25 protein-coding genes are annotated in these 25,789 nt (G+C 70.8%); 14 read left to right on the top strand and 11 right to left on the bottom strand.

Annotated elements, in window-relative coordinates; translation table 11 throughout:
- Positions 1 to 2 precede the first annotated feature (2 nt).
- Both ctlX and INT51_RS12510 read right to left on the bottom strand, forming a co-directional pair.
- Positions 3 to 917: a citrulline utilization hydrolase CtlX gene (gene ctlX, locus INT51_RS12515; protein WP_193105650.1), complete on the bottom strand. Its 915-nt coding sequence runs from the start codon at positions 915 to 917 to the stop codon at positions 3 to 5.
- A gap of 11 nt (positions 918 to 928) precedes the next feature.
- Positions 929 to 1,957 (bottom strand): ornithine cyclodeaminase, encoded by a 1,029-nt coding sequence (locus INT51_RS12510; protein WP_193105649.1) that lies wholly within the window; start codon positions 1,955 to 1,957, stop codon positions 929 to 931.
- A 149-nt stretch (positions 1,958 to 2,106) separates the two neighbouring features.
- Here INT51_RS12510 and INT51_RS12505 point away from each other — a divergent pair, with 149 nt between their 5' ends.
- Positions 2,107 to 2,538, top strand: a complete 432-nt coding sequence (locus tag INT51_RS12505; RefSeq protein WP_193105648.1) for an Lrp/AsnC family transcriptional regulator — start codon at positions 2,107 to 2,109, stop codon at positions 2,536 to 2,538.
- Positions 2,539 to 2,715: 177 nt separating this feature from the next.
- Entirely contained in the window at positions 2,716 to 4,335 is a 1,620-nt protein-coding gene (locus tag INT51_RS12500) for an NAD-dependent epimerase/dehydratase family protein (RefSeq protein ID WP_193105647.1), read from the top strand.
- An 18-nt stretch (positions 4,336 to 4,353) separates the two neighbouring features.
- On the opposite strand, the gene INT51_RS12495 is transcribed toward INT51_RS12500, so the two are convergent.
- The 3 genes from INT51_RS12495 to INT51_RS22705 form a co-directional block, all read right to left on the bottom strand.
- Positions 4,354 to 5,151 carry a metal-dependent hydrolase gene (locus INT51_RS12495; RefSeq protein WP_193105646.1) on the bottom strand — a complete coding sequence of 266 codons (798 nt, stop codon included), beginning with the start codon at positions 5,149 to 5,151 and terminating at the stop codon, positions 4,354 to 4,356.
- A 177-nt stretch (positions 5,152 to 5,328) separates the two neighbouring features.
- Positions 5,329 to 6,015: a response regulator transcription factor gene (locus tag INT51_RS12490; RefSeq protein WP_193105645.1), complete on the bottom strand. Its 687-nt coding sequence runs from the start codon at positions 6,013 to 6,015 to the stop codon at positions 5,329 to 5,331.
- Positions 6,012 to 7,235 (bottom strand): sensor histidine kinase, encoded by a 1,224-nt coding sequence (locus tag INT51_RS22705; RefSeq protein WP_193105644.1) that lies wholly within the window; start codon positions 7,233 to 7,235, stop codon positions 6,012 to 6,014. Before INT51_RS22705 ends, INT51_RS12490 begins: the two co-directional genes overlap by 4 nt.
- Positions 7,236 to 7,364: 129 nt before the next feature.
- Here INT51_RS22705 and INT51_RS12480 point away from each other — a divergent pair, with 129 nt between their 5' ends.
- Both INT51_RS12480 and INT51_RS12475 read left to right on the top strand, forming a co-directional pair.
- Positions 7,365 to 8,129 (top strand): ABC transporter ATP-binding protein, encoded by a 765-nt coding sequence (locus tag INT51_RS12480; RefSeq protein WP_193105643.1) that lies wholly within the window; start codon positions 7,365 to 7,367, stop codon positions 8,127 to 8,129.
- A complete protein-coding gene (locus INT51_RS12475; RefSeq protein WP_193105642.1) occupies positions 8,126 to 9,511 on the top strand; it encodes an FtsX-like permease family protein in 1,386 nt (461 codons plus the stop codon). Before INT51_RS12480 ends, INT51_RS12475 begins: the two co-directional genes overlap by 4 nt.
- Positions 9,512 to 9,583: 72 nt before the next feature.
- Here the strand turns inward: INT51_RS12475 and INT51_RS12470 are convergent, their stop codons facing one another.
- The 3 genes from INT51_RS12470 to INT51_RS12460 are packed head-to-tail and all read right to left on the bottom strand — an operon-like array spanning position 9,584 to position 13,091.
- Positions 9,584 to 9,997 (bottom strand): PIN domain-containing protein, encoded by a 414-nt coding sequence (locus tag INT51_RS12470; protein WP_193105641.1) that lies wholly within the window; start codon positions 9,995 to 9,997, stop codon positions 9,584 to 9,586.
- Entirely contained in the window at positions 9,994 to 10,212 is a 219-nt protein-coding gene (locus tag INT51_RS12465; RefSeq protein WP_193105640.1) for a type II toxin-antitoxin system VapB family antitoxin, read from the bottom strand. Before INT51_RS12465 ends, INT51_RS12470 begins: the two co-directional genes overlap by 4 nt.
- Positions 10,213 to 10,256: 44 nt before the next feature.
- Positions 10,257 to 13,091, bottom strand: coding sequence for an FAD-binding and (Fe-S)-binding domain-containing protein (locus tag INT51_RS12460; protein WP_193105639.1), 2,835 nt, complete (start codon positions 13,089 to 13,091; stop codon positions 10,257 to 10,259).
- Between the two features lie 79 nt (positions 13,092 to 13,170).
- Here INT51_RS12460 and glsA point away from each other — a divergent pair, with 79 nt between their 5' ends.
- Both glsA and INT51_RS12450 read left to right on the top strand, forming a co-directional pair.
- On the top strand, positions 13,171 to 14,205 hold the full coding sequence (gene glsA / locus INT51_RS12455; protein ID WP_193105638.1) for a glutaminase A: 1,035 nt from the start codon (positions 13,171 to 13,173) through the stop codon (positions 14,203 to 14,205).
- Between the two features lie 217 nt (positions 14,206 to 14,422).
- Positions 14,423 to 15,241 (top strand): GNAT family N-acetyltransferase, encoded by an 819-nt coding sequence (locus INT51_RS12450; RefSeq protein WP_193105637.1) that lies wholly within the window; start codon positions 14,423 to 14,425, stop codon positions 15,239 to 15,241.
- A gap of 27 nt (positions 15,242 to 15,268) precedes the next feature.
- On the opposite strand, the gene INT51_RS12445 is transcribed toward INT51_RS12450, so the two are convergent.
- A complete protein-coding gene (locus INT51_RS12445; protein ID WP_193105636.1) occupies positions 15,269 to 16,402 on the bottom strand; it encodes a sensor histidine kinase KdpD in 1,134 nt (377 codons plus the stop codon).
- Positions 16,396 to 17,103, bottom strand: a complete 708-nt coding sequence (locus INT51_RS12440) for a response regulator transcription factor (RefSeq protein WP_226832333.1) — start codon at positions 17,101 to 17,103, stop codon at positions 16,396 to 16,398. The genes INT51_RS12445 and INT51_RS12440 overlap by 7 nt, the downstream gene beginning before the upstream one ends.
- Positions 17,104 to 17,259: 156 nt before the next feature.
- Between INT51_RS12440 and INT51_RS12435 the strand changes: the two genes are divergently transcribed.
- From INT51_RS12435 to INT51_RS12415, 5 genes are all read left to right on the top strand, one after another.
- Positions 17,260 to 17,760 (top strand): DM13 domain-containing protein, encoded by a 501-nt coding sequence (locus INT51_RS12435; RefSeq protein WP_226832331.1) that lies wholly within the window; start codon positions 17,260 to 17,262, stop codon positions 17,758 to 17,760.
- A gap of 38 nt (positions 17,761 to 17,798) precedes the next feature.
- The gene (locus INT51_RS12430; RefSeq protein WP_304502179.1) at positions 17,799 to 18,248 is read left to right on the top strand and encodes a hypothetical protein; all 450 of its coding nucleotides are present in this window, start codon (positions 17,799 to 17,801) and stop codon (positions 18,246 to 18,248) included.
- 90 nt (positions 18,249 to 18,338) lie between these two features.
- Positions 18,339 to 19,169 carry a DUF5926 family protein gene (locus tag INT51_RS12425; RefSeq protein ID WP_193105634.1) on the top strand — a complete coding sequence of 277 codons (831 nt, stop codon included), beginning with the start codon at positions 18,339 to 18,341 and terminating at the stop codon, positions 19,167 to 19,169.
- Complete coding sequence (locus INT51_RS12420) at positions 19,166 to 20,686, top strand: glycosyltransferase (RefSeq protein WP_193105633.1); 1,521 nt, start codon at positions 19,166 to 19,168, stop codon at positions 20,684 to 20,686. Before INT51_RS12425 ends, INT51_RS12420 begins: the two co-directional genes overlap by 4 nt.
- Positions 20,687 to 20,690: 4 nt before the next feature.
- Positions 20,691 to 21,602: a phosphotransferase gene (locus INT51_RS12415; protein WP_193105632.1), complete on the top strand. Its 912-nt coding sequence runs from the start codon at positions 20,691 to 20,693 to the stop codon at positions 21,600 to 21,602.
- On the opposite strand, the gene INT51_RS12410 is transcribed toward INT51_RS12415, so the two are convergent.
- Positions 21,577 to 23,616 carry a hypothetical protein gene (locus tag INT51_RS12410; protein WP_304502178.1) on the bottom strand — a complete coding sequence of 680 codons (2,040 nt, stop codon included), beginning with the start codon at positions 23,614 to 23,616 and terminating at the stop codon, positions 21,577 to 21,579. The two genes, INT51_RS12415 and INT51_RS12410, sit on opposite strands and share 26 nt — an antisense overlap.
- A 179-nt stretch (positions 23,617 to 23,795) precedes the next feature.
- Between INT51_RS12410 and INT51_RS12405 the strand changes: the two genes are divergently transcribed.
- From INT51_RS12405 to INT51_RS12395, 3 genes are all read left to right on the top strand, one after another.
- Positions 23,796 to 24,203 carry a GntR family transcriptional regulator gene (locus tag INT51_RS12405; RefSeq protein ID WP_193105631.1) on the top strand — a complete coding sequence of 136 codons (408 nt, stop codon included), beginning with the start codon at positions 23,796 to 23,798 and terminating at the stop codon, positions 24,201 to 24,203.
- A gap of 81 nt (positions 24,204 to 24,284) precedes the next feature.
- The gene (locus INT51_RS12400) at positions 24,285 to 24,782 is read left to right on the top strand and encodes a GNAT family N-acetyltransferase (protein WP_193105630.1); all 498 of its coding nucleotides are present in this window, start codon (positions 24,285 to 24,287) and stop codon (positions 24,780 to 24,782) included.
- 86 nt (positions 24,783 to 24,868) lie between these two features.
- Positions 24,869 to 25,420: a GNAT family N-acetyltransferase gene (locus tag INT51_RS12395; protein ID WP_193105629.1), complete on the top strand. Its 552-nt coding sequence runs from the start codon at positions 24,869 to 24,871 to the stop codon at positions 25,418 to 25,420.
- Positions 25,421 to 25,789: the final 369 nt, after the last annotated feature.

Raw genomic sequence — 25,789 nt, 5'->3', positions numbered from 1 at the left:
GCCTACCGTGGCGGCAGGTGGATCCCGGCGATCATGCAGCGCACCGAACCGCCGGCCGCCTCGATCGTCGGCACCGGGGTGGTGAGGATCCGGCAGGAGCGCTCGATCGCTCGGCGCTGACCGGGGGAGAGCTGCCCGGCGGCCCGGGTCGACATCACCAGGCACCGCCCCTCGCGCCCGGTCACCTCGAGGCAGTTGCCGAGGAAGCCCTGCACCTGGATCTCGGAGAGCTCCACGACCTCCCGGCCGCTCTCGCGCAGCGACCCGAGCACCGCGTCCCGCTGGGCGTGGTCACGGATCATCTCGCTGCCCATCAGTGCGACCTCGGTCCCCACGCTCATCAGCACGTTCGTGTGATAGACCGGCATGCCGCGGCGGTCGGCGGCGTCGAACAGCAGCGGGGCATATCCGAGGTCGGCGCACACCTCGGCGAACAGGTCGGCATCCAGCCGTCGGGAACGGCAGGCGTAGGCAACGCGGGCACCATGATCCAGCACCATCGCCCCGGTCCCCTCGAGGAAGCGACCCTCCTGCTCCGCACTCGACCAGTCCAGCATCCGGTGCACGGCGAAGTGACGCTGCAGGTGCTCGACCACGTCGGTGCGGCGCTCCGCCCGACGGTTCGCGGCGTACATCGGATACAGGGCGAGGGTCCCGTCGGCGTGCGTGGACAACCAATTGTTGGGGAACACGCTGTCGGGAGTCGCACGGCCCTCGTCCTCGAACACGGTCACCTCGACCCCGGCTGCGATCAGCACGTCGGCCAGACCGCACACCTCCGCCCGCGCGCGCCGTGCCACCTCGGTATCCGACGCGGCGAGGTGATGCTGGAAGGCGTTATCGGAGGCCGTCAGTGGATTCGGGCGGAACTGGTGAGGGCGCACGAGGACGACGCTCGAGGGCGCTTGCCCCGTCATCCCTGCCACGCTCAGCTCACCGGGGCGAGGACGTTCACCAGGGAGAACAGATCCTTGGGGTCGTCCGGCTGGGCCACCAGGTCGACCTCTGACTGCAGATCGGAACCCGCAGTCGCGTCGCGGGCGCAGCGCAGCGCCGAGAAGTCCGAGATCGCGAAGCCGACGGAGTCGAACACCGTCACCTCCTCGGGGCTCGTGCGGCCGGCAGCGTTCCCGGTGAGCACCTGCCACAGCTCGGTGACCGGGAAATCCGGGGCCATCTGCTGGATCTCGCCCTCGATGCGAGTCTGCGGCGTGAACTCGACGACCACCCGCGCGGTCTCCAGGATCTCGGCGTCGAGCTCCGTCTTGCCGGGGCAGTCGCCACCGATCGCATTGACGTGCACGCCCGGTCGCACCTGTGCGGCGCTGAGGACGGTGCTGCGGGCCTTGTCCGCGGTGCAGGTGGTGATGATGTCGGCGCCATCGACCGCGTCATGCACCGAGCTGGCCGCATGCACCCGGAATCCGAGCGGCTCGAGGTTGCGGCGCACCTTGTCGATGGCGGCAGAGTCGACGTCGAACACCCGCAGGTCCTCGATGCCGAGCACTCCGCGACACGCCAGGGCCTGGAATTCGGACTGCGACCCGGCGCCGATCAGGGCGAGGGTGCGGGAGCCCGGGCGGGCCAGGGCCTTCGCGGCCAGCGCCGACGTTGCGGCGGTGCGCAGTGCGGTCAGCAGCGTCATCTCCGCGAGGAAGGTCGGATACCCGTTGTCGACGTCCGCGAGCACCCCGAAGGCGGTGACGGTCTGGAAACCGCGAGCAGGGTTGGAGGGGTGGCCGTTGACGTACTTGAAGGAGTAGAGCTCCCCGTCGGAGGTCGGCATCAGCTCGATCACCCCCAGCGGGGTGTGGCTCGCCAGGCGAGGGGTCTTGTCGAACCGCTCCCAGCGACGGAAATCCGCCTCGAGGTAGTCGGTCATGCGCACCAGGATCTTCTCCGCGCCATCGCGCCGGATCCATCGAGCCATGTTCGCGACATCGAGCAGCTGCGTCATCGCACTCCCTCCTGGGCATGTTGCCGGCCTCGTGGCCAGCGGTGATACCACTCAGCGTAGAGTTCGCAGATGGCAGGCGGTAGAGCCAGATTGCTGACGATCTGCACAGTGCCTGGGCAGTGTGGTTGGCGCGATCTACCATTGTGCACATGGAGCGCATCTCAGATCTCGACGAACGACTGCTGGCCGCACTGCGCAAGGACGGCCGCGCCCCGATCGCGACCCTCGCGACCCAGCTCGAGGTTTCCCGCGCGACAATCTCGAGCCGCCACGAGAAGCTCACCGCGCAGGGCGTGATCGTCGGCTTCACCGTGCGCGTGCGGGACTACGCGGAGACGGCGACGGTACGTGCCACCTCGTTCATCGAGGTCGAAGGCCGCTCCACCGACCGGGTGATCGCACGCCTCCGGGGCTTCCCGGAGATCCAGACCCTGCACACCACCAACGGCGGCTGGGACCTGGTCGCCGAGATCGCCTGCCCGGACCTGCCCGCCTTCGACGACGTGCTGCGTCGGATCCGCTCGATCGACGGTGTCGTCAACAGCGAGACCAGCCTGCTGCTCAGCTCGGTCCTGCGCTGAGGCACGGCGCCCGGGCACCGACGCCCGGGATCCTGCGCCGTGGATGGCGGGGGACCGGGCGGTCGAGGTTCGACGATTTCCTTCTCCTGGACTGCCCGGCACGCCTACGTTGTGGTGAGCCACGCAGGACCCGCCCGCCTGTCGCTGCACACAGCGACGCCTATGAGGGAGAGATCCATGAGAGTTGTCGTCGTCGGTGCCACCGGGAACGTCGGAAGTGCAGTGCTGCGCGCACTCCAGCAGCGCCCGGAGGTGACCTCGGTCCGGGGAATCGCCCGGCGCCTGCCCGATGAGTCCTCGGCCCTGCGCGCGCAGGCCGAGTGGATCTCGATCGATATCGGTGCAGCCGTGGACCCGAAGGACGCCACGCCCCGGCTCATCGACGCCTTCCGCGGTGCGGATGCGGTGATCCACCTGGCATGGCTGATCCAGCCGAACTCACACCGGGACCTGCTGCGACGGGTCAATGTGGAGGGGACCCGCACGGTAGCGCGGGCAGCCGCGGCGGCAGGCGTGGGCACTCTGGTGGTGGCCTCCTCCGTCGGCGCCTATTCACCGTCGCCGGGGAGCGAGGTGCGCAAGGAGTCCTGGCCGACGGAAGGAGTGCGCACGTCGCACTACAGCGTCGACAAGGTGGCACAGGAGCGAGTGCTGGACGAGGTCGAGACCGCGAACCCGCAGCTCACCGTCACCCGACTGCGTCCCGCCCTGATCTTCCAGGGCGGTGCCGCCTCCGAGATCCAGCGATACTTCCTGGGTCGATGGATACCGATGCAGCTGCTGGGCGCCGGTCGCCCCCCGCTGCTCCCGCTGCCCAGAGGCATGCGCCTCCAGACGGTCCACGCGGACGACGTCGCCGCGGCCTACGCCGCGGCGGCGGTCGCCGGGCGGCCGGGAGCCTTCAACATCTGCGCTGACGATGTGCTCGGGGTCCAGGAGCTGGCGGACATCGTCGGCCGCGGACGATTCCTCGAGCTCCCGGTGCCGATGGTGCGTGCGGCGGTCGCGGCCGGTCATCAGGCGGGCCTGGTGGCCGCTGATCCCGGGTGGCTCGACATGGGCATGAACGCACCGGTGATGGACAGCGCCCGCGCGAAGGCTGAACTCGGATGGTCTCCGCGGCGCAGCGCTGCAGAGTCCCTCTCCGAGCTCCTCGAGGGGATGATCGTCGGGGCCGGCGAGGACTCCGTGCCGCTGCGCCCGCGCGATGCGCGACGCGCGCGTCTCCCCATGGTCGGGTTCCGGGCCGGGACCGGAATGCGGGACCAGGTGCAGATCTCTCCACTGGTCACCCAGGATCTGCTGGGTCTCTACCTGTCCGACCACCTCACGGGGGCGACGGGCGGCACTGCGCGCATCGACCGGATGGCGGCGGGCTTCGTGGACACCCCGGTCTACGCGTCCCTCTCGGTGATCGCCGAGGAGATCCGCGCCGAGCGACGCTTCTTGGCGGGGCTCATCGATGACCTCGGCCTGCGCCGGATGCCGCACCGACAGGCCCTGGCCCGGGGCGGCGAGCACCTGGGCCGGTTGAAGACGAATGGCAGACTGCTCTCGCGCTCTCCGATGACCATGGTGCTCGAGGCGGAGTTGATGCGCAGCGCCGTGCTCGGCAAGCGAGGGGGCTGGCAGACCCTCGCCGACAATGCGGAGCTGCTGGGGTTGGACCCGCAGGTGTTCGATGAGCTCGCCGATGCCGCCCTGCGGCAGTACGAGATGCTGGACGAGGCGCACGCCTACGCCCGTCGGCGGGCCTTCCGCGACGATCGCGAGACGTTCTCGCCCGCGCAGCAGTAGCTCGGGAGGTTCGGTGGATCAGCGCGAGCTGGTCACGGCGAGCAGGACCCCGGGGGATCCGAAGACGGTGCTGAGTGTGGTCACCGCGGCGTACCCGGTCAGCACCGTGCACAGCAGCCACTCCCGGGCACTGCCGGCATCGCCCAGGAGCGGCACCGCGATGTCTCCGCTGCGCTGCCAGAGCGGCGAGGCGAGACGCCGCGGGGGCCTGGCCACCAGCGGCCAGGTCGGGAACGGGATCCCGTCGGTGGTCAGCAGGTCCCCGACGAGATGGGTCAGCGTGCCGACGGCGACGGCGGCGGGGAGCCAGATGGTCGCCTCCGGGGCGATGACGGCGATCGCCAGCGCGGAGGCGAGACCGACGAGCCAGGGGAGCAGCATGCCGTCGACGACTTTCAGCGCCCGCGTCCCCAGGGCGCACATCACCCCCACCAGGATCACCGGACCGGTCGGGATCTCTCCCAGCACCGGCAGATGGGCCCGGTGGTCGAGCCCGCCGACGAGCACCGCCAGCGCGGTGAACGCGAGCACGGCCAGCAGGGTGTGGGTGGCGCCGCGGTGCCCGGCCACCGAACTGACCGTGCGGGTGATCGCCTTCGTCAGCCCGCCGCCGGAGCGCGAGATCGTCGCACTGGGATGGTCGATATCGGGCAGCAGCGCAGCGCCGGTCGCGACCACGGCCCCGGAGATCACCTGTGCGGGATCCAGCTCCCACAGGTCCAGACCAGTCACGTGCCCCAGCACCGGGGCAGAGCCCGCCAGAGCCATCCAGACTGCAGCGCCACTGATCGCGTGATGTCCGCCCATCATGGGCATCGTCCTCCTCCGGAGCCGGTCGAGATGGCCTCACCAGGGGAAGGGCGCGGACGGATCCGCTGGCGGGACGCTCGAGGTCACCGGGGAAGGAGGGCCGGGAGGAAGCGTACCGGCGGGTGGGGACGCACGAGCATCCGCGGCCCCGGCCATTCTCCGCGTTCCGAGCCTGTTGAAGACTCAGTCCGCCGACGGCTGCTCGCGCAGGAAGGCGATCACCGCCAAGACGCGTCGGTTGCCGTCCTGCTCCGAGATCCCCAGCTTGTCGAAGGCCGCGCTGACGTGCTTGACGACCGCGCCGCGGGAGAGGTGGAGCCGCACGGAGATCTGGTCGTTCGTCTTTCCCTGGGAGACCAGCTCGAGTACTTCCAGCTCCCGTGCACTCAGCTGCGACAGCGCGCTCGTCTCGCGGCGCATCAGCGCGGTGACCACGAGCGGGTCGACCACGATGCCGCCACCGCGCACGACCTCCAGGGCGTCCAGGAAGTCGTGGACCCGCGACACCCGGTCCTTGAGCAGGTACCCCAGTCCGGCCCTCTCCGAGGTCGGCCCCGAGCTGTCCGTGAGGCCGAGGAGGGCCCTGGCATACCGCTGCTCGATGTATTGGGAGAGGACGATGATCGGCATCGACGGATGGTTCCGACGGATCTGCAGCGCGGCCCGCAAGCCGTCGTCGCCGTGCCCCGGAGGCATGCGCACGTCGGTCAGTACGAGATCCACTGCGCCCGCAGGGATCAGCGTCGACGCCTCGACCTCAAGTTCGGTGGCCGTGGAAACGGCCGCGACCACCTCGTGCCCGGCACGCTCCAGGAGCGCGACCAGGCCGTCGCGCAGGAGGGCGGCGTCTTCGGCGAGCAGGATCCTCATCGCCCCTCGCCTCCTCCCGTGTTCGCCGGTACCTGCAGTCGCAGCATCGTCGGCCCGCCGTCCGGGCTGTCGAGGTCGAGGGTGCCGCCCAGATTCCTCGCCCGAGCCCGCATGCTGATGAGTCCGGTGCCGGTGGGAGCGGCGCCACCGTGTCCATCGTCCGTGATCTCGAGGAGAAGGGTCGGCGCCGTGTCGTCCGCCGACCCGCTGGTGAGCGTGCCGTGGATCAGGACATGCTCTGCGCCGGAGTGTCGCACGATGTTCGTCAGCGCCTCTCGGGCGATGAGGTGCACGCCGTGCTCCACGGCCTCGGGTAGGCGGGGCACGGTGCACTCCAACTCGGTCTTCAGGGGCAGGGCGCGGGCGAGTTCCTCCAGTGCAGCCTCGAGCCCGCCATCGCGCAGGACTGTCGGAACGAGACCTCTCGCGGCGTCGCGGACGGATTGCCCGCCCAGGTCGAGCTGCTCGCGGACCTCGTCCAGCCCGGCGAGGACCCGGTCCTGGGGCCCTCCTGCGGGGAGCTGCTCCGCATCGAGCTGCAGTAGCGCCAGGCGCAGGCCGGCCGCGCTGAGGTGCATCTGTGCGCCGTCGTGCAGATCGCGTTCGAGGGCTCGACGCTCCAGCGCGACGACGTCCTCGCGTTGGACCGACATGTCGCCGAGTGCCTCGACCTGAGCGGCGAGTCGGCTTTCTTCGTCACGGAGCAGGGCGAGGCTGAGCCCCGACCAGCCGTAGGCGAGCGCCGTCGCGCCCCACAGGACGAGAGCCAGCACAGCGAGTCCGAGGACCGGGGCCACCAGGGCGGCGGGAACTGCCGGCAGCACCTGGTCGGCGTTCCCCAGCGTCACGTCCCGGCCGGAGAGGACCGCGACGGGTGTGGCGAACAGCGTCCCGAGCAGGACGACCACGACGATGCCGACGAAGAATGCAGCCACAGCCATGACCGCGGTGAGGAGCACCAGCACGATGTCCTGCCAGCGCATCTCGCCTCGGCGCCGGATGACCCGCGGCGATGCCCTGCCGGCCAGAGGGAGGAGACGCTGCTCGAGGCGAGGCCACGTGAGCAGCCACGCAGGGATGAGCAGGATCGTGAACCACGAACCGATCGACACGATCCCGGCGAGCGCTTCGAGGACCAGGTACACCAGAGCGGTCCACGGTGCCCGCGTGCGCAGCAGGTGCAGCGGATGGCGCAGAGCGGCGGGGTCGAGGCGGGGCACAGACTGACCTTACGGCGGCGCGGAGTCCGATGGGGTAGGCATCTGCCCACCCTTCGAGGAACCGAATGCCCCCGGAACCGGAGCCGCATGACCATTCCGGCACGGGTCCGGTGCGTGTGGGATCGAGACATGACATCGGATACCTGCCCGGACCCCTGCGGCGGCGTGCGGGGCGCGCCGCTCGTCACCGCGCGCTCTCTCACCATGAACTACGGACGCGGCACCGACGCCCGGACGGTCCTGGATGACGTGGACCTCGAGATCGAGGCCGCGACGCTGACGGCGATCATCGGCCCGAGCGGATCCGGGAAGTCGACACTCCTGTTCTGCCTTTCCGGCCTGGAGAGGCCGAGCAGCGGCGTGGTCGACCTCCTCGGCGTGGAACCCTCGCGCGGGCGACCGGGCCGGATGGCGCGCCTCTACCGAGGTCAGGTGGGTTTCGTGTTTCAGGACTACAACCTGGTCCCGTACCTCTCCGCACGGCGCAACGCGGCTCTGCCGGGTCTGCTCGGCCGTCGTCGGGGCGCGCTGTCGCGGGCGGATGCCGCACTGGCGGAGCTCGGGCTCACCGACCACGCCTTGACCGTCGCCTCCCGACTCTCCGGTGGGCAGCAGCAGCGCACGGCCCTGGCGCGGGTTCTTGCCGGGCGGCCGGCGGTCGTTTTCGCGGACGAGCCGACGGGTGCTCTCGACTCGGCTGCATCGGCGGTGGTGATGGGCGAGCTCAGAGCCCGGGCCGATGAAGGTGCCGCGGTCGTCCTGGTCACCCATGATCTCGACGCCGCGGCGCTCGCGGACCGAGTGGTGCTGCTGCAGGACGGCCGGATCCGAGCCGAGCATGGTCACACCTCGGCGCAGGTACTGGCCGGGCTCGTGGACGAGGGGCGGCGATGATCCGCGCGGCGCTTCGAGGGATCCTGGCCGCGAAAGCGGCATGGTGGGCCCCTGTGCTCGTCTCCTCACTCGTCTCGGTACTGGTCGGCGTCTGCCTGGTCCAATCGCTCGGCACCGACGCATCGAACCCGGAGATCCAGGCGGTGCTTCGCCGCGAAGGTCTGGGCGCCGATCACGTATCGAGCGTGGGTCTCAGCATCTCCGTGATGATCATCCCGGTGGCCGTGATCGTCCTCGCGTCGGTGTCATCCGCAGCGGTAGCGACCATGGCGCGCGACCTCGCCCGATGGCGCCTGGCGGGCGCATCCCCCGCCCTGCTCGCCTCCTTCGTGATGTTCCAGCTCGCCATCGTGGCACTGCTCGGTGGCGCGGCTGGAGCGACCGCGACGGCAATCCTCGGGGGTCGGCTGTCGGAGCTCCTCAACAGGTGGATCCTGCCCGCGCTCGCGGAGGTCGCTGTTGACCCGACACCGCAGGCACTGCTCGTTGCTCTGCTGGCCCCGCCCGCGATCGTGGTGATCGCGGGCCTGCTGCCGGCGCTGCGAGGAGCCCGGGTTCCGGCGATCCGCGCCGTGCGCAGTGACGCGGAGGCATCCGGCCGGATCGGGATCCGACGGTGGGTGGGAGCGGGCGCAGGGCTTTGCGCCCTGGTTGCGATCTCCGTGCCGGTCTATCGGAGACCGCCGGGCATCGATCATGGGGAGGCCCTCACTGCGGGGCTAGGTCTGGCGGTCCTGGTGCTGGTGGTGGCCGGGGTCGGGGCACGCGTCCTGGTGCCTGCCCTGGTCTCGGCGATCTCCCACGTGCTTCCGGTTCCCGGGGCTGTGTGGGCACTCGCGCGCAACAGCGCCGTGGCCCGGGCCCATGTCAGCGGCTCGACCGTCGTGGCCCTCGCCTGCGGGTCGGGGGTCCTGGGCGCGATCACCGGCATGGCGCGGACCAGTGAAGCCATCGTGCGTGCTCTGGGATCGCACGACGAGTACAACCTCCTGGACACGTACGTCATCTGCGGCGTGATCGGTCTGCTCTGCGTGGTCGGCGGTGCCTGTGTGCTGGCGCTGAGCGCGGGGGATCGCCGGCGGGAGGTCGCGGTGCTGCGCACAGCGGGGATGACGCCGGCGCAGATCCTGTACGTGGCGGGCGTCGAGGGCGTCTTGCTTACGGGAGCCTCGACGCTGATCGGCATCACTGCGACCGTGCTGTCCACCGGGGTCGTCTCGCGGGCCGCAGCGGTCGACGGTCTTCCGGTGCGGTTCATCCTGCCCTGGACCGAGCTTGCGGTGGCGACGGCTGTCACGATGGTGGTCCTCGTCGCCGCCCTCGTCGTCCCGTCGTTCCGGGCGCTGCATGCACCGGTGCGGACGTCCCTCGCGGCCGAATGATCGGCCCTCAGCAGGCCCGTGCTCAGCGCGCGATGGCCGTCAGCAGCTCCAGCACTTGCCGGCCGACCTCGCTCATGCCGCCGGCTGGATGTACTCGTGCTGCAGAGCAGTCACCGCCGCGATGTGATCGAAGTCGTGGTCCGCGGCCAGCACGGTCGCGTCATTGACGAGGGCGTAGCCCGCGATGAGGATGTCGAGGGAGCCTGCCGCACGGACGAGACCCGCGCTCCACAGCGCGCTTTGAATGTCGAGCACCAGCGACTCGTCGGGCGCCCGTTCCAGCGGGAATCCGAGGGAGATCTGCTCGCGGTGGCGCGCATGCTCATCGGGGGTCCGCGCACTGTGGCAGAACTCCAGCACCTGCGGTGGGCAGGTCACGAAGAGGTCAGCCGGTGCTTGTGCGATGCGGCGCAGCCGCGCGGTGATGCGCGGGTCGCCCGACGCCAGTCTCGCCCAGACGGAGTTGTCGACGAGGAAATCGGTCACGGAGCCCGATGCTGGGTGTGGGGCTCGACCGGCGCACCGAGCTCCGCCTCCAGGTCATCCAGCGCGGCGATCCCGTCGACCATCGCGTTCTTCTGCTTCGACGCGATGAGGCGTCGCAGTGCGAGATCGAGAACGGCGCGGTTCGAACTCTCGCCGGTCAGCGCCCGGGCGCGTTCGATCAGTTCCGGGTCAAGGTTGACGCTGGTCACAGCCATCACGAGCCCCTCTCGTTATATAAGTGAGTATATAGCCCAGATTGTCAGCGTGTCACGGCCTCCAGCAGCTCCAGCACGTGGCGGTACGCCTTCCCGGTCGCGGCCTCCATGCCGAGCTCGCAGGTGCGATTCGCGCTCACGTACCAGTCCGTCTCGCGCTGGGCCACCTCTGCCGCTTCCGCTGCGGTGGCCGAGGCGGTCAGCTCCGGGTGCAGCATGCCGCGGTCACCCGCATAGCCGCAGCAGCCCCACTCCACCGGCACCACCACGTCCCTCGCGCAGGCCTCGGCGATCGCGACCAGGTCCGCGGTGGCGCCCAGATGCGTGGTCGAGCAGGTGGGATGCACGGTGACCGAGTCGGTGCGCCCGGTGACCTCCAGGCGCGGCAGCAGGTGGCGGCGCACGAACGTGATCGCGTCGAGGACCTCGACGTCCGTGCCCTCCATCGCTTCAAGGATGCCTTCGGTGCAGCTCGCGGCATCGACGATCACGGGCAGCTCACCGCCGTGGCTCGCCGCGAGCAGGGCGGTGCGCACCCGCTCGCGCATCTGCTGCTTGGCGCCGGTCATGCCCTTCGAGGAGAAAGGGGTCCCGCAGCACAGCGACGCGGCGTCGTCCGGCACGGCCAGACGCATTCCGGCGCGCTGGGCGAGCAGGTTCAGCGAGGTCGGGACGCCGGTGGCGCTGCTGGGAGGCGCGCTTGCCTCCCCACTGCAGCTGCAGTTCCCCCCGCAGCCTGCGCCGCTCGCGCCGCGCGGCTCCTCGGCGGCGCCGAACATGGTGTGCACGCAGGCCGGCAGGTACACGGCGCTGACGTCGGCCGACGCACGACCGCGCCCACCGGCCCGGCGCACCGACCCGCCTCGGCGGGGAAGTTCGCTGCGGTACTGCGGCACCACCTCGGCGCCGAGCACGGCGCGGGCCACATCCGTCGCCGCCCGGGGCAGCACCTGCGGCATCATTCCGGCGACACTCATCGCCGCCGAGGCCCCGCGCGTGAGCGGGTCCCAGTGCTCGGCAGCGGCGCCCCAGCCCGAGTTCGAGGCCGCGCCCGCGTCCTCCGAGCGCAGTCGGCGCACCAGATCACCAGTGTTGATGTCCACGGGGCAGGCGGTCACGCACATCCCGTCGACCGCGCAGGTCTGCAGGCCCTGGTACTCGTACCCCTCCCGGATCGCGCGCGCCGTGGCGAGGTCCCCGCGCTGCTCGGCGAGCTTCGCATCGCGCCGCAGCACGATGCGCTGACGCGGGGTGAGGGTGAGGTCCTTGCTGGGGCACACCGGCTCGCAGTAGCCGCACTCCACGCAGCGGTCCGCCTCCTCCTCGATGTCGGTGACGGGCTTCAGATCGCGCATGTGGGCCGACGGGTCGTCGGTCAGCACCACGCCCGGATTGAGGATCCCGGCAGGGTCGACCAGGGCCTTGATCTCCCGCATCACCTGGTACAGCTGCGGCCCGTACTGGCGCTCGACGAACGGGGCCATGACCCGCCCGGTACCGTGCTCGGCCTTGAGATTGCCGCCGTGCCCGAGCACCAGCTCGGCCATGTCCTGCGTGAACGCCTCCAGCCGCGTCGAGGACTCTCCGAGGTGCTCGTTGAGCAGGAAGTGGATGTTGCCGTCCTTGGCATGACCGAAGATCACCGACTCGTCGTACTCGTGCCGGTCGAACAGCTCCTGCAGGCCGCGACAGGTGGCCTCGAGCTCCGGCACCGGCACCGCGACGTCCTCCAGCAGGGCGGTCGAACCGGCCGGGCGGGCGCCGGCGATCGCGGCGTACAGGCCCTTGCGGGTGGTCCACATCGCCGCGCGGCGTGCGGCATCGGTCGTCATCTCGAGCGGCACGGACAGGCCGAGCCCACCCGCCAGAGCGGTGGCGTCGGCCGCCTTCTGCGCGAGCTCGGCGGGGTCGTCGCTGCGGTGCTCGACCAGCAGCGCGGCGTGCGTCTCGACGTCCAGGCCCAGAACCTCCTCGGGCGCCCCGGTCAGGCCCTGGGCGACCACCAGCGAGCGGGCATCCATCAGCTCGGCGGTCGCGAACCCCGCGCCCACCACCTCGGGCAGCGCGGCGGTCGCGGCCTGCAGAGAGGGCAGGACCAGGAGTCCGGTGGTGATGTGCTTCTGGATGGCCACGGTGCGGAACACCGCCGAGGAGACGAAGGCGAGGGTGCCTTCGGAGCCGACGACCAGGTGGGCGAGCACGTCGGCCGGGGTCTCGAAGTCCAGCAGGGCGTTGATGCCGTACCCCATGGTGTTCTTCAGCGCGAAGCGCTCCCGGATCACGCGCGTGGCCTCGGCGTCGTCCCGCACCCGGCGCATGAGGCGCACCAGGCCCTCGTGCAGCGCGGGCTCGTCGTGGCGCAGGCGGGCGTCGGCGCCGGGAAGAGACGTGTCGACGATCGTGCCGCTGGGCAGGACGAATCGCAGCGATTCCAGCGTGCGGTAGGAGTTCTCGGCGATCCCCGCGGCCATGCCGGAGGAGTTGTTGGCGATCACGCCGCCGATGGTGCAGGCGATCTCCGAAGCCGGATCCGGTCCGAGTCGACGCATGTGTCGCAGCAGGTGCGCGTTGACCTGGCGCAGCGTCGCCCCGGGGCCGACGCGCACGCGATCGCCGCCGTCGAGCACCTCGACGCTGCGGAAATGGGTGCGCACGTCCGCCAGGACCGCGTCGGACTGCGCCTGACCGGACAGGCTGGTGCCGCCGGAGCGGAACGTCAGCGGGCGTCTCTCGCGCATCGCCTGCCGCAGGAGGGCCACGACAGAGGCCTCGTCCGTCGGGGCGGTGACCGCCTCGGGCAGCAGCAGATAGTGGGAGGCATCGTGCGCGAGGGCATGGCGGGCGACGACATCGGTGTCGAGCAGCGGAGCGACGGTCATGCCTCACGGTATCCCGCGAGGTCGGAGCGGGCGAGATGCCTTCTCACGCCGTGAGGCTGCGGCCTGTACGGTCAGGATCGTGACGAGCGCACTGACCACGTACCTCGACCGCCTCTCCATCGCCCTGTCCACGGCGACGGCGCCGGAGACGCCTGATGCGGTCCTTCCTGATCGCGGGATCTCCGGCGACGCCGAGGCGGGCGGAGGCATCCCCGACCTCTCCTATCTCTCCGGGGCGCGCGAGGATCATCTCGGCGTCGCGGTCTGCACGATCGACGGGCAGATCACCTCCGCCGGCACCGATCACGCCTTCCCGGTGCAGTCGATCTCCAAGGCCTTCGCCTACGGGGCAGCGATCGACCTGCACGGGATGGACTACGTGGATTCCGTGGTCGACGAGGAGCCGACGGGGGAGGAGTTCAACGCCCTCAGCATCGACGCGCACTCCAAGAAGCCCAAGAACCCGCTGGTCAACATCGGTGCTATCCGCAGCCACGCGATGCTGGGTCCTACCCAGGCCGAGCGCACGCAGCGACTGCGCGATGTGCTGGACGCCGCCGCCGGCCGCCCCCTTCAGCTGCACAGTGCGACCCGTGACGAAGAGCTGACCATGGCCGACCGCAATCTCGCGCTCGCGTACATGCTGCGCGCGGCCGGTTCGATGAGCGAGGACGCCGCCGAAGTGGTCGGCGGGTACATCGAGGGCTGCGCGGTGCTCACCACCGTCACCGACCTCGCGGTGATGGCCGCGACCCTCGCCTCCGGCGGCACCAACCCCTTGACCGGCGAGAAGGTGTTCTCCCGCGTCGCCGCCCGCCAGGTGCTCTCGGTGATGCTCACCTGCGGGATGTACGACAACGCCGGGGACTGGGTCAGTGACGTGGGCCTGCCCGCGAAGTCCGGCGTGGGCGGGGGGATCATCGCTGCACTGCCCTCCCGCTTCGGCATCGCCAGCTATGCCCCGCAGCTCGACCAGCACGGCAACTCCGTGCGCGGCACCTACTTCTTCGAGCGACTCAGCCAGGACTTCGCCCTGCACATGCTCGACGGGGCAGTGCCGCGGGACCTGGAGGAGTGCGCCCGAGAGCTGATAGAGGTCGGCACGCACCCGTGAGCTGCCGCGGTCGGCTCGCCCCGGTGCTCTGACCGAGGCCGGCCCGGCCCACCCGCTCGACGCCTCCGTGAGCTGCGGCGCGGTACCGGGCCGACGTATCCGGTGGCGTCAGGCGAGCACCCTCGCCCCCCCTACGGCGCTGCCTGCTCACCAGGCGCCACCCGATCGCCGGCAGAGCGGGATTGTGGCCTGCGGTGTCGGGTGGGAACCTGGCGGCATGACACCTGTGAGCCTCCTGAACCCGGACGACTGGCGCATCTGGCGCGAGCTGCGGCTGCGCGCCCTCGCCGACGCACCCTGGGCCTTCGCCAGCACCCTGGCCGAGGTGCGCGCCCGGGACACCGAGGGCCATTGGCGCGACGGTGTCAGCGCGCCGATGGTCTCGTTCGTCGCGGAGGTGGGCGGCGCGCCCGCGGGCATGGCCCGACTCATGTTCTCGGACGGTCCCGAAGCCCTCCCGGAACTGATCTCGATGTGGGTCGCCCCGGAAGCACGGGGGAGCGGCACCGGGCATGCACTCATCGCCACGGCCGTCGACTGGCTCGCCTCGCACCATCCCGAGACCCGCCTGCGCCTTGCGGTGATCGAGACGAACATTCCCGCCCGACGTCTCTACGCACGGTGCGGGTTCGGTGTCGTCGGCCGCAATCCGGACGACGATGCCGAGCTGCTCATGGAGCGCCGCGCGGCACCCATGGACCAGGAACCCGTCGAGCTGCCCACCGAGCTCGTGGCCCGGTACCGGGCCGTGGACCGAGAGATCGTCGGGACCGCGACTCTGGATACCCCGTCGCATCTCGACCAGCTCACCACGCAGATCGGTCGCGACGGCCTGCTCACCCCGATCGATCTGGCTTTCAACCAGCAGTTCGCGACGATCGACGGCAACCATCGCCTCGCGGCGGCACTGCGACTGGGCCTGGAGACCGTGCCGGTCCACCTCACGCGCCGTCCGGCCGACCCGCGGCCCGGTCATGGCCGACCCATGGATCCGGAGGACCTGATCACGTTGGAGCAGGCGCTGCGGGCCGGGTGACGCCCGGGCCCGAAGGGAGAAGCCGGGTCACGCCGGGAGGATCAGATCGAGGCGGAATCCCTCGGGCACCCGTTCTGCGCCAACGGCGCCGCCATGCGCCTCGGCGATCCCGCGCACGATCGCGAGTCCGAGCCCGGCACCAGTGCTCCCGTCACCGAGCTCCCGGGCCGGGCGGGCGGCGTCCGCGCGCCAACCGACCTCGAAGATGTGCGCCAGCTCCTCGCTCGAGACGCCCGGGCCCTGGTCCAGCACGCTCAGCACCAGCCGGTCACCGTCGAGGAGGTCGGCGGAGACGATGATCTCGCCGCCGTCGGGGGAATGGCGCACGCCGTTGCTCAGCAGGTTCGCGAGGGCGCGGGTGAGCTCACGTGGATCTGCGTGCAGCACCCTGCCCTCGACCCCGCGGGGGACGATGGTGATGCCACGACTCTCGGCGACGGGCATGACGTCGGCCACCGCGTCGGAGACGAGGTCCAGCAGCTCGACGGTCTCGCGTCGGAGCCGGAGGGTTCCCGATTGGATCAGCGAGAGCTCGAAGAGGTCTTCGACCATGGCGTTCAGGGTGTCCACCCGCCCTCGGATTCCGCGGACGTACCGGGTGGGATCCTCGCCGATCCCCGCCTCGAGCGCTTCCGCCATCGCCTGCAGCCCGGCGAGCGGAGTGCGCAGGTCATGCGAGATCCAGGCCACGTACTGACGCCGCGAGGCATCGAGGGACTCGATCTCCTCGCGCGCCGCGGCCAGCTTCCGCGAGGTCTCGGCGAGCTCGCCGGAGATCTCCTCGAACTCTTTCCAGCTCGTCGGGACGGCCTCGACGACGGCCCCATCGCCGAGGCGCCGAGCGGAGGAGGACACGGAGGTGACCGATGCCCGCACCTGCCGTGTGATCAGGAGCCACGCGGCGAGCAGGCTCATGAATCCGGAGACCCCCATGACCCAGACCAGGACGATGACGTCGTGCGCGGAGAAGTACATCTCCACCAGGACGGCGATCGTCGTGAGGGCGATCGAGGCGACGGCGGCGGCGACCACGATCACCGTCTGCGAGGCGATCGATCCGCGGCGGTTTCGGCGCAGGGCCAGCCACGCGATCACGGTCACCGCACTCGTGCACACCACGGTGGTGACGACGATGAGCAGGAGGTCTCCCGCGCTCAGCATGTCAGCCCCGGGTCGAGCCGATAGCCGGCGCCCCACTCGGTGCGCAGGTACCGCGGGGTCCTGGGGTCTGGTTCGATCTTCTCGCGCAGCCGGCGCACGTGCACCGTCACCGTCGAGGCATCCCCGATGGTCCAGCCCCATACTTCGCGCAGGATCTCGTCGCGCCGCACGACGTGCCCGTCGCGTCCGAGGAGGTACAGGAACAACTCGTACTCCCGGGAGGTGAGCGCGATCTCGTCGGCCCCGATCCAGAGCCGACGATGTGCCGGATCGACCCGGAACGCCCCGATGGTGAATTCGAGGGGAGCGGACGCGGGAAGGCGGCGCCGCAGCAGCGCCTCGACGCGCAGCTGTAGCTCGCGCAGGGAGAACGGCTTGGGCAGGTAGTCGTCGGCCCCGTGCTCGAGACCCTCGATACGGTGGTCCACGGAGCTGAGCGCCGTGAGCATCAGGATCGGCAGGTCGGAGATGCTGCGCACGCGGCGGCACAGCTCATCGCCGCTGAGGCCGGGCAGCATGCGGTCGAGGACCATGAGATCCGGCGCGCGTGAGCGCACGGCCTCCCACGCGTCGGACCCGACGCTGTACGGGGTCACCTCGTAGCCGGCGACCCGGAGGTAGTCGCCCACCACGGTGCGCACGGCGGCGTCATCCTCGACGACCATCACCCGGGCCCCGGACGGGGCGGCGCTGCTGCTCATGCGAGCCAGCCTATGCTCGCCGACGGGCGGTGGATCTTACGGTTCCGTCATCTCGCTGACGCCTTCGACATCCTTCTGTCGCACGCGGTCGACCGACGGGTCCACTGGGTGCTGCGGGACGGACCCGCGGCATGACCATCCCCACGGAGGCCCCCCATGACCATCACCCGATTCCACCGCCGCACGCTGCTCGGTGCCGGCGCCCTCTCCCTGACCGCCTTCCTTGCCGCCTGCAGCTCCGACGAGCCCATGACGAGCGAGGAGCCCATGGAGGAGGAGCCCATGGACGAGGAGCCCATGGACGAGGAGCCCATGGAAGACGAGCCCATGGAAGACGAGCCCATGGACGCCGCCGGGATGTCAGAGGGTGCCTTCGCCGGAGCGAACGACAAGTCCGTCTCGGGCATGGTCACCATCGACGCGGACACCTTGTCCCTCACGGAGTTCAGCTCCGACGAGGGACCCGACCTGCACCTGTACCTGACCTCCGGGGACGACGAGGCAGCGGTCACTGCCGGCACGGAGCTCGGGAAGGTCGCCTGGGACGAGGCGGAGCAGAGCTTCCCGCTCGACGGGATGGACCTCTCCCAGGTCGACCATGTCGTGGTCCACTGCGACAAGGCCAAGGCCGTGTTCGGAAGCGCGCCACTGTCATGACGGGGCGGGCATGGGCAGCGGTTGCGGCGGTTCCGAGAGTGCTGCTCGGTGCCCTCTGGCTCGCCGAAGGGCTGTTCAAGCTGCGAGCGGGATTCGGGGCGGCCGACATCGCTCTCGTCGCCGACGGCGCGGCCGACAATCCCCGTGTCCCCGGAGTCTTCGTCTGGTTCGCGCAGACGGTGATGGAGCCTTTCAGCGTCCTGCTCGGCCCGGGCATTCCACTGCTGGAGATCGCTCTGGGACTGCTGCTCGTGCTCGGCGTCGGCACGACCTGGGTGACGCTCGCCTCGACGGCGACCCTCGCCCTGTACTGGTTCTCGGACCAGCTGGTGTGGCAGTACCCGGTGATGGCCCTGCTGGGAGTTGTCGCGATCATGGCGGTGGCCGCCGCGCGTCCGGCGACGCTGGCCGGTCTCCGGCGTGGGCTGAGCGCCCGTCGCGCGCCCGGCGACACAGCAGCCGGAGCACGGACTCCGGTCGCGCCATGAGCCGACCTGGCACTCCTGGGCCATGCCGCGCCCGTCGCGGCATGGCCCAGGTCCGTCGGGAGGGGCCCTGAGATCGGTAGACTTGCCCTCATGAGTTCCACCTCGCGAGATGCCCTGGTCCTTCGCCCGTTCGAAGGGCTGCCGAACGAACAGGATCTGGTGGCGATGCGCCAGCTGATCCCCGCGGCGACCATGGCCGCGAAGACCACCGCCGAGTACGGCTCCGTCGACGTCGAGTTCGCGACCATCCTGCCGATGGCGTGGCCCGCCGTGCGTCGCACCGACGGCACCATCACCGTCGGGATCCAGGCCGGGTACCCCGGTGGGGATCTGTCGCGCGGGATCGGTCAGGCCATCAAGCTGGCGCTCGAGCTGGAGCCCGGCAACCCGATCACCTCGGTGACCCTCGACGACGACGCCCCGCGGCTGCAGGAGATCCTCGACCTGACCGGCGACTTCTCCATCACGGTGCAGGACACCTTCGATTTCTGGCTCGACCCGAGCGCGAACCGTACCGCCGAGATCGATTCGTCGATCAAGGAGGCCAACGAATCGATCATGCCGACCCGCCCGGTCGAGGGCCTCCCGCATGCCTACTGGGTCGACGCCGGCCCCAAGGAGCATCTGCGCTGGGTGCTCGATGCCGATGAGGAGCGCGTGATCGATGCGGTCACCCGCCTGCACGCCCGTCGTGAATCCGGCGTCGGCGAGGGCACCAAGTACGTCGGTTCCTTCCGCGCCGAGGGCCTTGCGATCCCGGTGTGGGACCTGCCCAAGGGCTTCGGCGTCGCGGGCGTCGAAGCGGAGGCCGAGTCGTTCCGTTCCCGCTTCGAGGACGCGCTGAGCACGCAGGAGCCGCTGACCGCGCTCGAGCGTCGGGCCCGTGGCGGGATCGTGGCCCGACAGGTGACCCTGCGATGAGCACCGCGGGGCCGCTGACGGCGCACCGCCCCGAGCGTGTGGCCGTCGTGATCCCCGCCAAGAACGAGGCGGAGAGGATCGAGGCGACCATCGGGGCCGCTCGCACGATCCAGGGCGTGGACCTGGTGGTGGTCGTCGACGACGGCTCCTCCGATGCCACCTCCGCCGTCGCCATGGGAGCTGATGCCCTGGTGGTGCGTCACAAGACCAATCGCGGCAAGGCCGCGGCCATGGCCACGGGTGCGCAGATGGTCGAGATCCGCGAGGACGCCGAACGGGCCGACGGCGGCGAGAGCTTCTCGGAGGAGCTCCACGCCGAGCCGCGCTCGCCGGGTCACACCGGCCCGCTGCCGGTGATCGACGGTCACGACGCGATTCCGCGCGCCCTGCTGTTCCTCGACGCCGACATGGAGGCCTCCGCCATCGCGGCGCAGCCTCTGGTGGACGCCGTCCTCGGGGAGGGCGTCGATATGGCGATCGCGCTGCTGCCCCGGCAGGCCGGCGCCGGTGGCATGGGCATCGTGGTGGGCACCGCGCGGCGCGGCATCCAGCGGGCCACCGGCTGGGACGCGACTCAGCCGCTGTCCGGCACCCGCTGCATCACCCGCGAGACCTGGGACGCCTGCCAGCCGCTCGCCGCGGGCTGGGGAGTCGAGACTTCGCTGACGATCGACGCGCTGACCGGCGGCTTCTGGGTCAAGGAGATCGAAGCGGACCTTCAGCACCGCGCTACCGGGCGGAACTTGAGTGGCCAGCTGCACCGCGCCGCGCAGCTGCGTGACGTCGTGCGGGCCCTGGCCCGCCGCCGCCATGTCCTGCCGGAGGAGCCGCTGGACGAGTTCGAACGCGTGGAGGCGACGCCGGAGCAGCAGGCCGTGCGTGAACTCGACGGCGACGTGGTGGAGGCCCCGATCGCGCCAGAGGTCGAGGTGCCGGCCCCGGACGAGCAGGATGCCTCCGACGACCACACTCCCGAGTACGACCAGGCCCTTGAGTGCGACCAGGCCCCCGCCGAGCCGGAGACGAGCGAACCTGCCGTCGAGCCCTCCACTGCGGACACGCCCGATGCCGCCCCCACCCGCCCCGTCACCCCCGCAGAGCCCCGGGACGACGACTCCGCGCAGGACCGTGCGGATCGTCGCCGGGACCGGCTCGCCGCCCTCCCGGTCGCCGGGGCTTTCTCCGACGACGAGACGCGTGCGCTCGGCGACCTGGACGCGGAGGCGCTGGGTCGTCGCCTGCGTGACCTGCCGGTCGACGGACTTTTCGCGCCGGACGACGCCGTCTACCTGGCCGGTGTCGACCTCGAGGCTCTCGCGGCGAGGCTGCACGACGCACCCGTCCAGGGGCCCTTCAGCCCTGAGCACGCGGTGATCATCGCCTCCCACCTGGCGGTCCCGGAACCGGAGCTGCCCTCCTCGATCCGGCCGCCGCTGAACCCCGACGAGTACACCTCGCTCGTGGTCCATGCCGCGGTCGACGCAGGGAACGTCCCTCACGCCGACGACGACGCCTGAAGGTATGGCACCGGCCCCGCGACGGATCACACCGGAGATGGTGCAGCGCCTCCTCGCCGAGCAGTTCCCGCAGCACGCCGGACTCGAGGTGCACGCGCTGCAGACCAACGGGACGGTCAACGCGATCTTCGCGGTCGGCCCGGATCCCGCGGCCCCCGATCTGGTGGCACGCGTCCCTCTGAGAGGGACGGACGAGGTCGGTCTCGAGCAGGAGCTGCACCGGGAGGCGACAGCCCAGGAGGCCTTCGCGGCCCTCAGCCCGATCCTGTCCCCGCGGCCGCTCGGTATCGGTGCGCCGGGCCACGGCATCGATCACGCGTGGGCCCTGCAGACCTGGGTGCCCGGGCAGGTTGCGACCCCGGAGGGACTCGCGCAGTCGCCGCGGTTCGCGGCCGATCTCGCCGACCTCGTGCTCGCCCTGCGCGGTGCGGAGACTGCCGGGGCCACCGTCGTCGGCAGCGGGCGCGGGGGAGTGCTCACCGACCATGACGACTGGGTGGCCGAGTGCCTCGAGCGCAGCGAAGCTCTGCTCGACGTGCCGCGCCTGCGCGAGATCTGGCGGCACCTGCGCGAATCCCCGGAGACAGGACGGCTCGCGATGAGCCACAAGGATCTGATCCCCGGAAATCTCCTGGTCGCGGGCGACCGGTTGGTGGGGGTCCTGGACACCGGGGGCTTCGGTGCGGCCGACAGCGCGCTCGACCTGATCGTGGGCCTGCACCTGCTCGCAGCGCCCGCCCGTGCGCTGTTCCGGGAACGCGTCGGAGCCGAGGAGCTCGAATGGCGTCGCGCGCAGGCATGGGCCTTCGAGCAGGCGATCGGCCTGGTCTGGTACTACCGCGAGACGCTGCCGGAGATGAGCGCTCTGGGCCGCAGCACGCTGCACCGGATCACCGAGGAGCTGGAGCCTCGCTGACCACGGGCGATCCATCGGCGTCGACTGCACCCGTCGGCCGCGGAGCAGGCAGAGCCACGGGCAGGAACGCCGCCCAGATCCCGAAGATCGCAGCGACCAGCACCGGGCCGGTGTCGTTGACGACGTAGCCGATCCAGGTGCCGACCACGAGCGCGAGCCGCACGCGGTACGCCGCAGGGTGCTGTGCATCGAGCTCGGCAAGTCGGGTCCAGTGGATCCGCCGGGGCATCAGGATCGCGATCGACGCGATCACCGCCAGGAGCATCACGAGGGCCAGTGCCCAGTATCCGGTGGTCATCGCGACGTTCTGCGCGAGCTTGCGGACGACCACGGAGAACAGCTCGCCGCTGAGCAGCTCGTCGATGAAACGGCCCAGGTGGGTGCGGTCCTCGGGCGGCCGCAGCCAGTCCAGGAAGGAGACCCCGAGCACTGCGACCGCGCCGCCGGCGCAGAGCGCGATCACGTGCCACACCCGCGGGCGGACGCCGGAGACCAGCAGGGCCAGCAGACCGAAGGTGGGGATCGTGGCGAGCATCGACCCGAAGTCCGCACCCATCGACGGGGCCACGCTCACGACGGCGACCACCACGCCCACCGCGACTGTCCACATCACGCGGGCGCGGGGCGTGCGCAGCACGGTGAACAGGCACAGCAGCGCCATCGTCGCCCCGGCGAACACCATCCCGTACAGGTGGTTGGACAGACCGTAGAAGCGGCCGCCGGAGATCGGCTGCGCGCCCAGCGGTGAGCCCAGCTGGAACCGTGAGCCGGTCACTGACTCTCCGAGGATCAGCAGGGCGACCAGCGCGGCGGAGACTCCGAGCGGACCGAACCGGTGACGGCGCCACGGCCCGGCGAGCACCAGGACGGACAGGATCGCGCAGCCCGCCCAGACCACCCCCGTCAGGACCCAGGCGTCGTGCTCCCCGCGCCACCACGGCACCACGGAGGCGAGCAGGCCCACCGGCAGGGCGAGCGGCGCGATCATGGCGAGGGAACGGCCCACGAGGGCCAGACGGGGGCGGCGCGCGAGCGCGGGGACCAGCGTGATCACGAGGCCGACCACTCCGAGCGCGAGCCAGGACCCGAGGGCGGGGAGAGTCGCGGCGTCGACCGTGGCGGCCGCCTGCGAACGGTCCAGGGCGAGCAGCTGGGGGTCGTCGTGGTCGGTGCCGCGCATCGGCTGGCCGGGGATGAGACCGTCGGGTTCGGCGTCGTAGGAGTCCAAGATCGTGGCCAGTACGTCCGTCAGTACCACCACGCCGTTCTGCTTGGTGGCGCCACTGGTCAGCGCCTGCCCGGGAAAGGCCGTGTCGAGCGCGACCTGCAGGCCGACGGTGCGGGAGGCGACGGCGCCGGTGCGCTCCACCTCGTCGGGGTCCTCCGGATCGGTGGCGGCGACGGAGACGAGCAGGGTGCGGGGGAGAGCCGCGGAGTCGCAGCCGCCGGCCGCATCCAGGACGGTGCCGACGCGGCCATCGAGGGCTTCGATCGCCTGGTCACGGGCGGGATCGTCGTGGTCGGGCACGGAGCCGGCGTCGACCTGGAGGATCTCGTCCGAGGCGAGGGCGTCGGTGATGTCGCCGGTGACCGCGTCAGGGTTCGAGGAGGCATCCACGGCGGCGGTCTCGACGGGCAGCTGCTTCCACTGATCGGTCGGGGGAGTGGGGATGCCTGCCGTGCGCGGTGCCTGCTCGGCGAGGCCGCGATAGCCGGTGTGCAGCGTCTCCAACCCCTGGCGCTCCGTGGAGACGACCGAGGAGGACGTGGTGTTCATGGCCCCGGCGCCGGAGCGATCGGCCAGGCACTGCAGGTTCGGGGTCCGCTCGGCGGAGAGGTCCGCCCAGTTCAGGCCGGAGGTGGTGAGGACCAGACGTACCGGATCGTCAGGATCGTCGGCCTGCGCGGTCGGCGTGGTGCCCAGCAGGAGCGTGCCCAGGAGTGCGGCGAGAATCGCCGCCACCAGAGTGCGATGGCGGCGGGTGGGAGCGTGGGGAAGCGGAGCCGGGAACACACGTCGATGCTACGGGGCCGCGCCTGCCCTCCTGGGCGTCTGCGCAGGGCCTCCACGGTTCGGCCACGCTTTCCGCTGGAGCGGTGGGAGGGGCTTGTGCCCGATTCCGGCGCTGATCCCGGCGGGGGATGCGACCGTGCGGCACAGGGCGCGGGCCGATGAGTCCTATCGTTGTCGACATGAGCACCCCGACCCCTCCCTACGAACAGGTACGCCGCGAGATCGTCGAGCAGGTCCGCGCCGGTGAACTGGTGCCGGGCGACCGGCTGCCGGCCATCCGTGTCTACGCCGGCGACCTCGGCCTCGCCCCCGGCACCGTCGCCCGCGCCTACAAGCTCCTCGAGGAGTCGCAGATCATCGTGACGCGTCGCGGCGCCGGCACCACGGTCGCCCCGGGTGCGGTGGCCGCCAGCGAGGTGTCGGCCGCGGCCACGGGCCGCGAATCCGGTGGCACCGGCGACCCGGATCTGGCGGCCCTCTTCGTCGACCCCATCGCCGCGGCACGTGCGAAGGGACGAAGCGACGTCGAGATCATGGCGTCGGTGCGAGAGGCCCTCGCCGGCCGGACTGGTCAGGAGACGGAGTGAGCGGGGCGCATCCGCCCACGGCTGGCAGGTGCTCGGCTCTCAAGCCCCCGGCGACGTCGTGATGAGGAAGCAGCGTCGTCCGTGATCCGGCTCCGCGCGCTTGATCCTGCCGATGCCGACGCGATCCTGGCTGGTCAGGACGAGGCGCTCGCCCAGGAGATCACCGGGCGACGCTGGGATCCTGACGCACTTCGCGAATTCCTGAGCCGCTGCTCCCGGTGGCGCGAAGACGGTCCGATCCGCGAGTACGCCGCGCTCGTCGGCCACGATGGGCCACTGATCGGCGGCGGGGGACTGAACCGGGTGGCGCCGGGCCTCGAGCCGGGCCAGGCCGCGATGACCTATTGGATCCTCGCGCCGCACCGCGGACAAGGGCACGGCAGATCGCTGGCCGCCGCGCTCGGGGACGCGGCCCGCGCCGATGCCAGGATCGACCGGCTCGTCCTGCGCATCGCCCCGCACAATGCGCCGTCCCGCGCCATCGCCCGCGGACTCGGGGCCCTCTCGACGGGGCAGGAAGAGCGTCACCCTTCGGAGGCGAGCAGGACCGTCGAGCGCTGGGTCCTCGACCTGCGCTGACACGAACCCATGGACGACCCGTGGCCGACCGGCGCTCTCGCGAGCCCGAGGCCACGCAGGCTCACCTGGCCTGGCATCCTGGGCCGATGCCCTCTGAGATCCGCCTCGTTCCACCGTCCGTCTCGCGGCACGCCGCCTTCGTCGACTGCGTGGCGGACTTCGCCGGTACCGCGATGGATGGGGCGAGCATCGTCGACCTCACCGCCCCGCCCGTCTCCGACGCCGAATTCATCGAGTTCGTGACCGAACGTCTAGCCCAGGAGGATCCTGCCACCGAGCTCGAGGAGCCCTGGGTGCACTGCACCAGCCGTTGGATCGTCCCGGCCGACGGGTCCGACGAGGTTCTCGGATTCCTCGCGATCCGTCACGACCTGAACCGGTTCCTGTACGACCAGGGCGGTCACGTCGGCTATTCCGTGCGACCGTCCGCCCGCCGGCGGGGGATCGCCTCGGCAGCGCTGGCGCTCGGTCTTCAGGAGGCTCGGGGTCTCGGCATCGCCCCGGTGCTCATCACCTGCGATGAGCACAACGTCGGCTCCCGTCGCACCATCGAGACGGCCGGCGGACAGCTGGAGAACGTGGTCGAGGGGAAGCTGCGGTTCTGGATCGGAGACGAGGAGCGGCCGATGCGTCCGTGATCGGGCAGCGGCAGCGGGGCAGTAGGGCATCGGGGTAGAAGGGCAGTTGGGTGCTCGGGTGCTCGGACCGATAGGTGGACGGGCGGTTGGAGCGTCGAGCAGACAAGGGAGCCGACACTCCTCGCTCGCGGTCGGCTTCTTTCCTCCCCACCGCGAGTTATCCACAATTTCCCCCACAATCCACGAAACCCTTGCCCGCAACGAACTAGCATTCTAAAATAGAGGGATAATCGGGCAACCGTTCGAGAAGCACTCCACGGCGAGTGAGTGTCGTTCCTCGAACCGTGCGGCCCGGCCTGGATGCGTGAGGGTGGGGAGGTGGCTGTGATGACGACACTGGAGTTCTCCGGTGGGGAACTGATCGAAACC

Source organism: Brachybacterium sp. FME24 (genome assembly GCF_014897705.1).
GTDB lineage: Bacteria > Actinomycetota > Actinomycetes > Actinomycetales > Dermabacteraceae > Brachybacterium.
The sequence above is the reverse complement of the archived record's forward strand: the minus strand, read 5'-3'. Positions and strand labels throughout refer to the sequence as shown.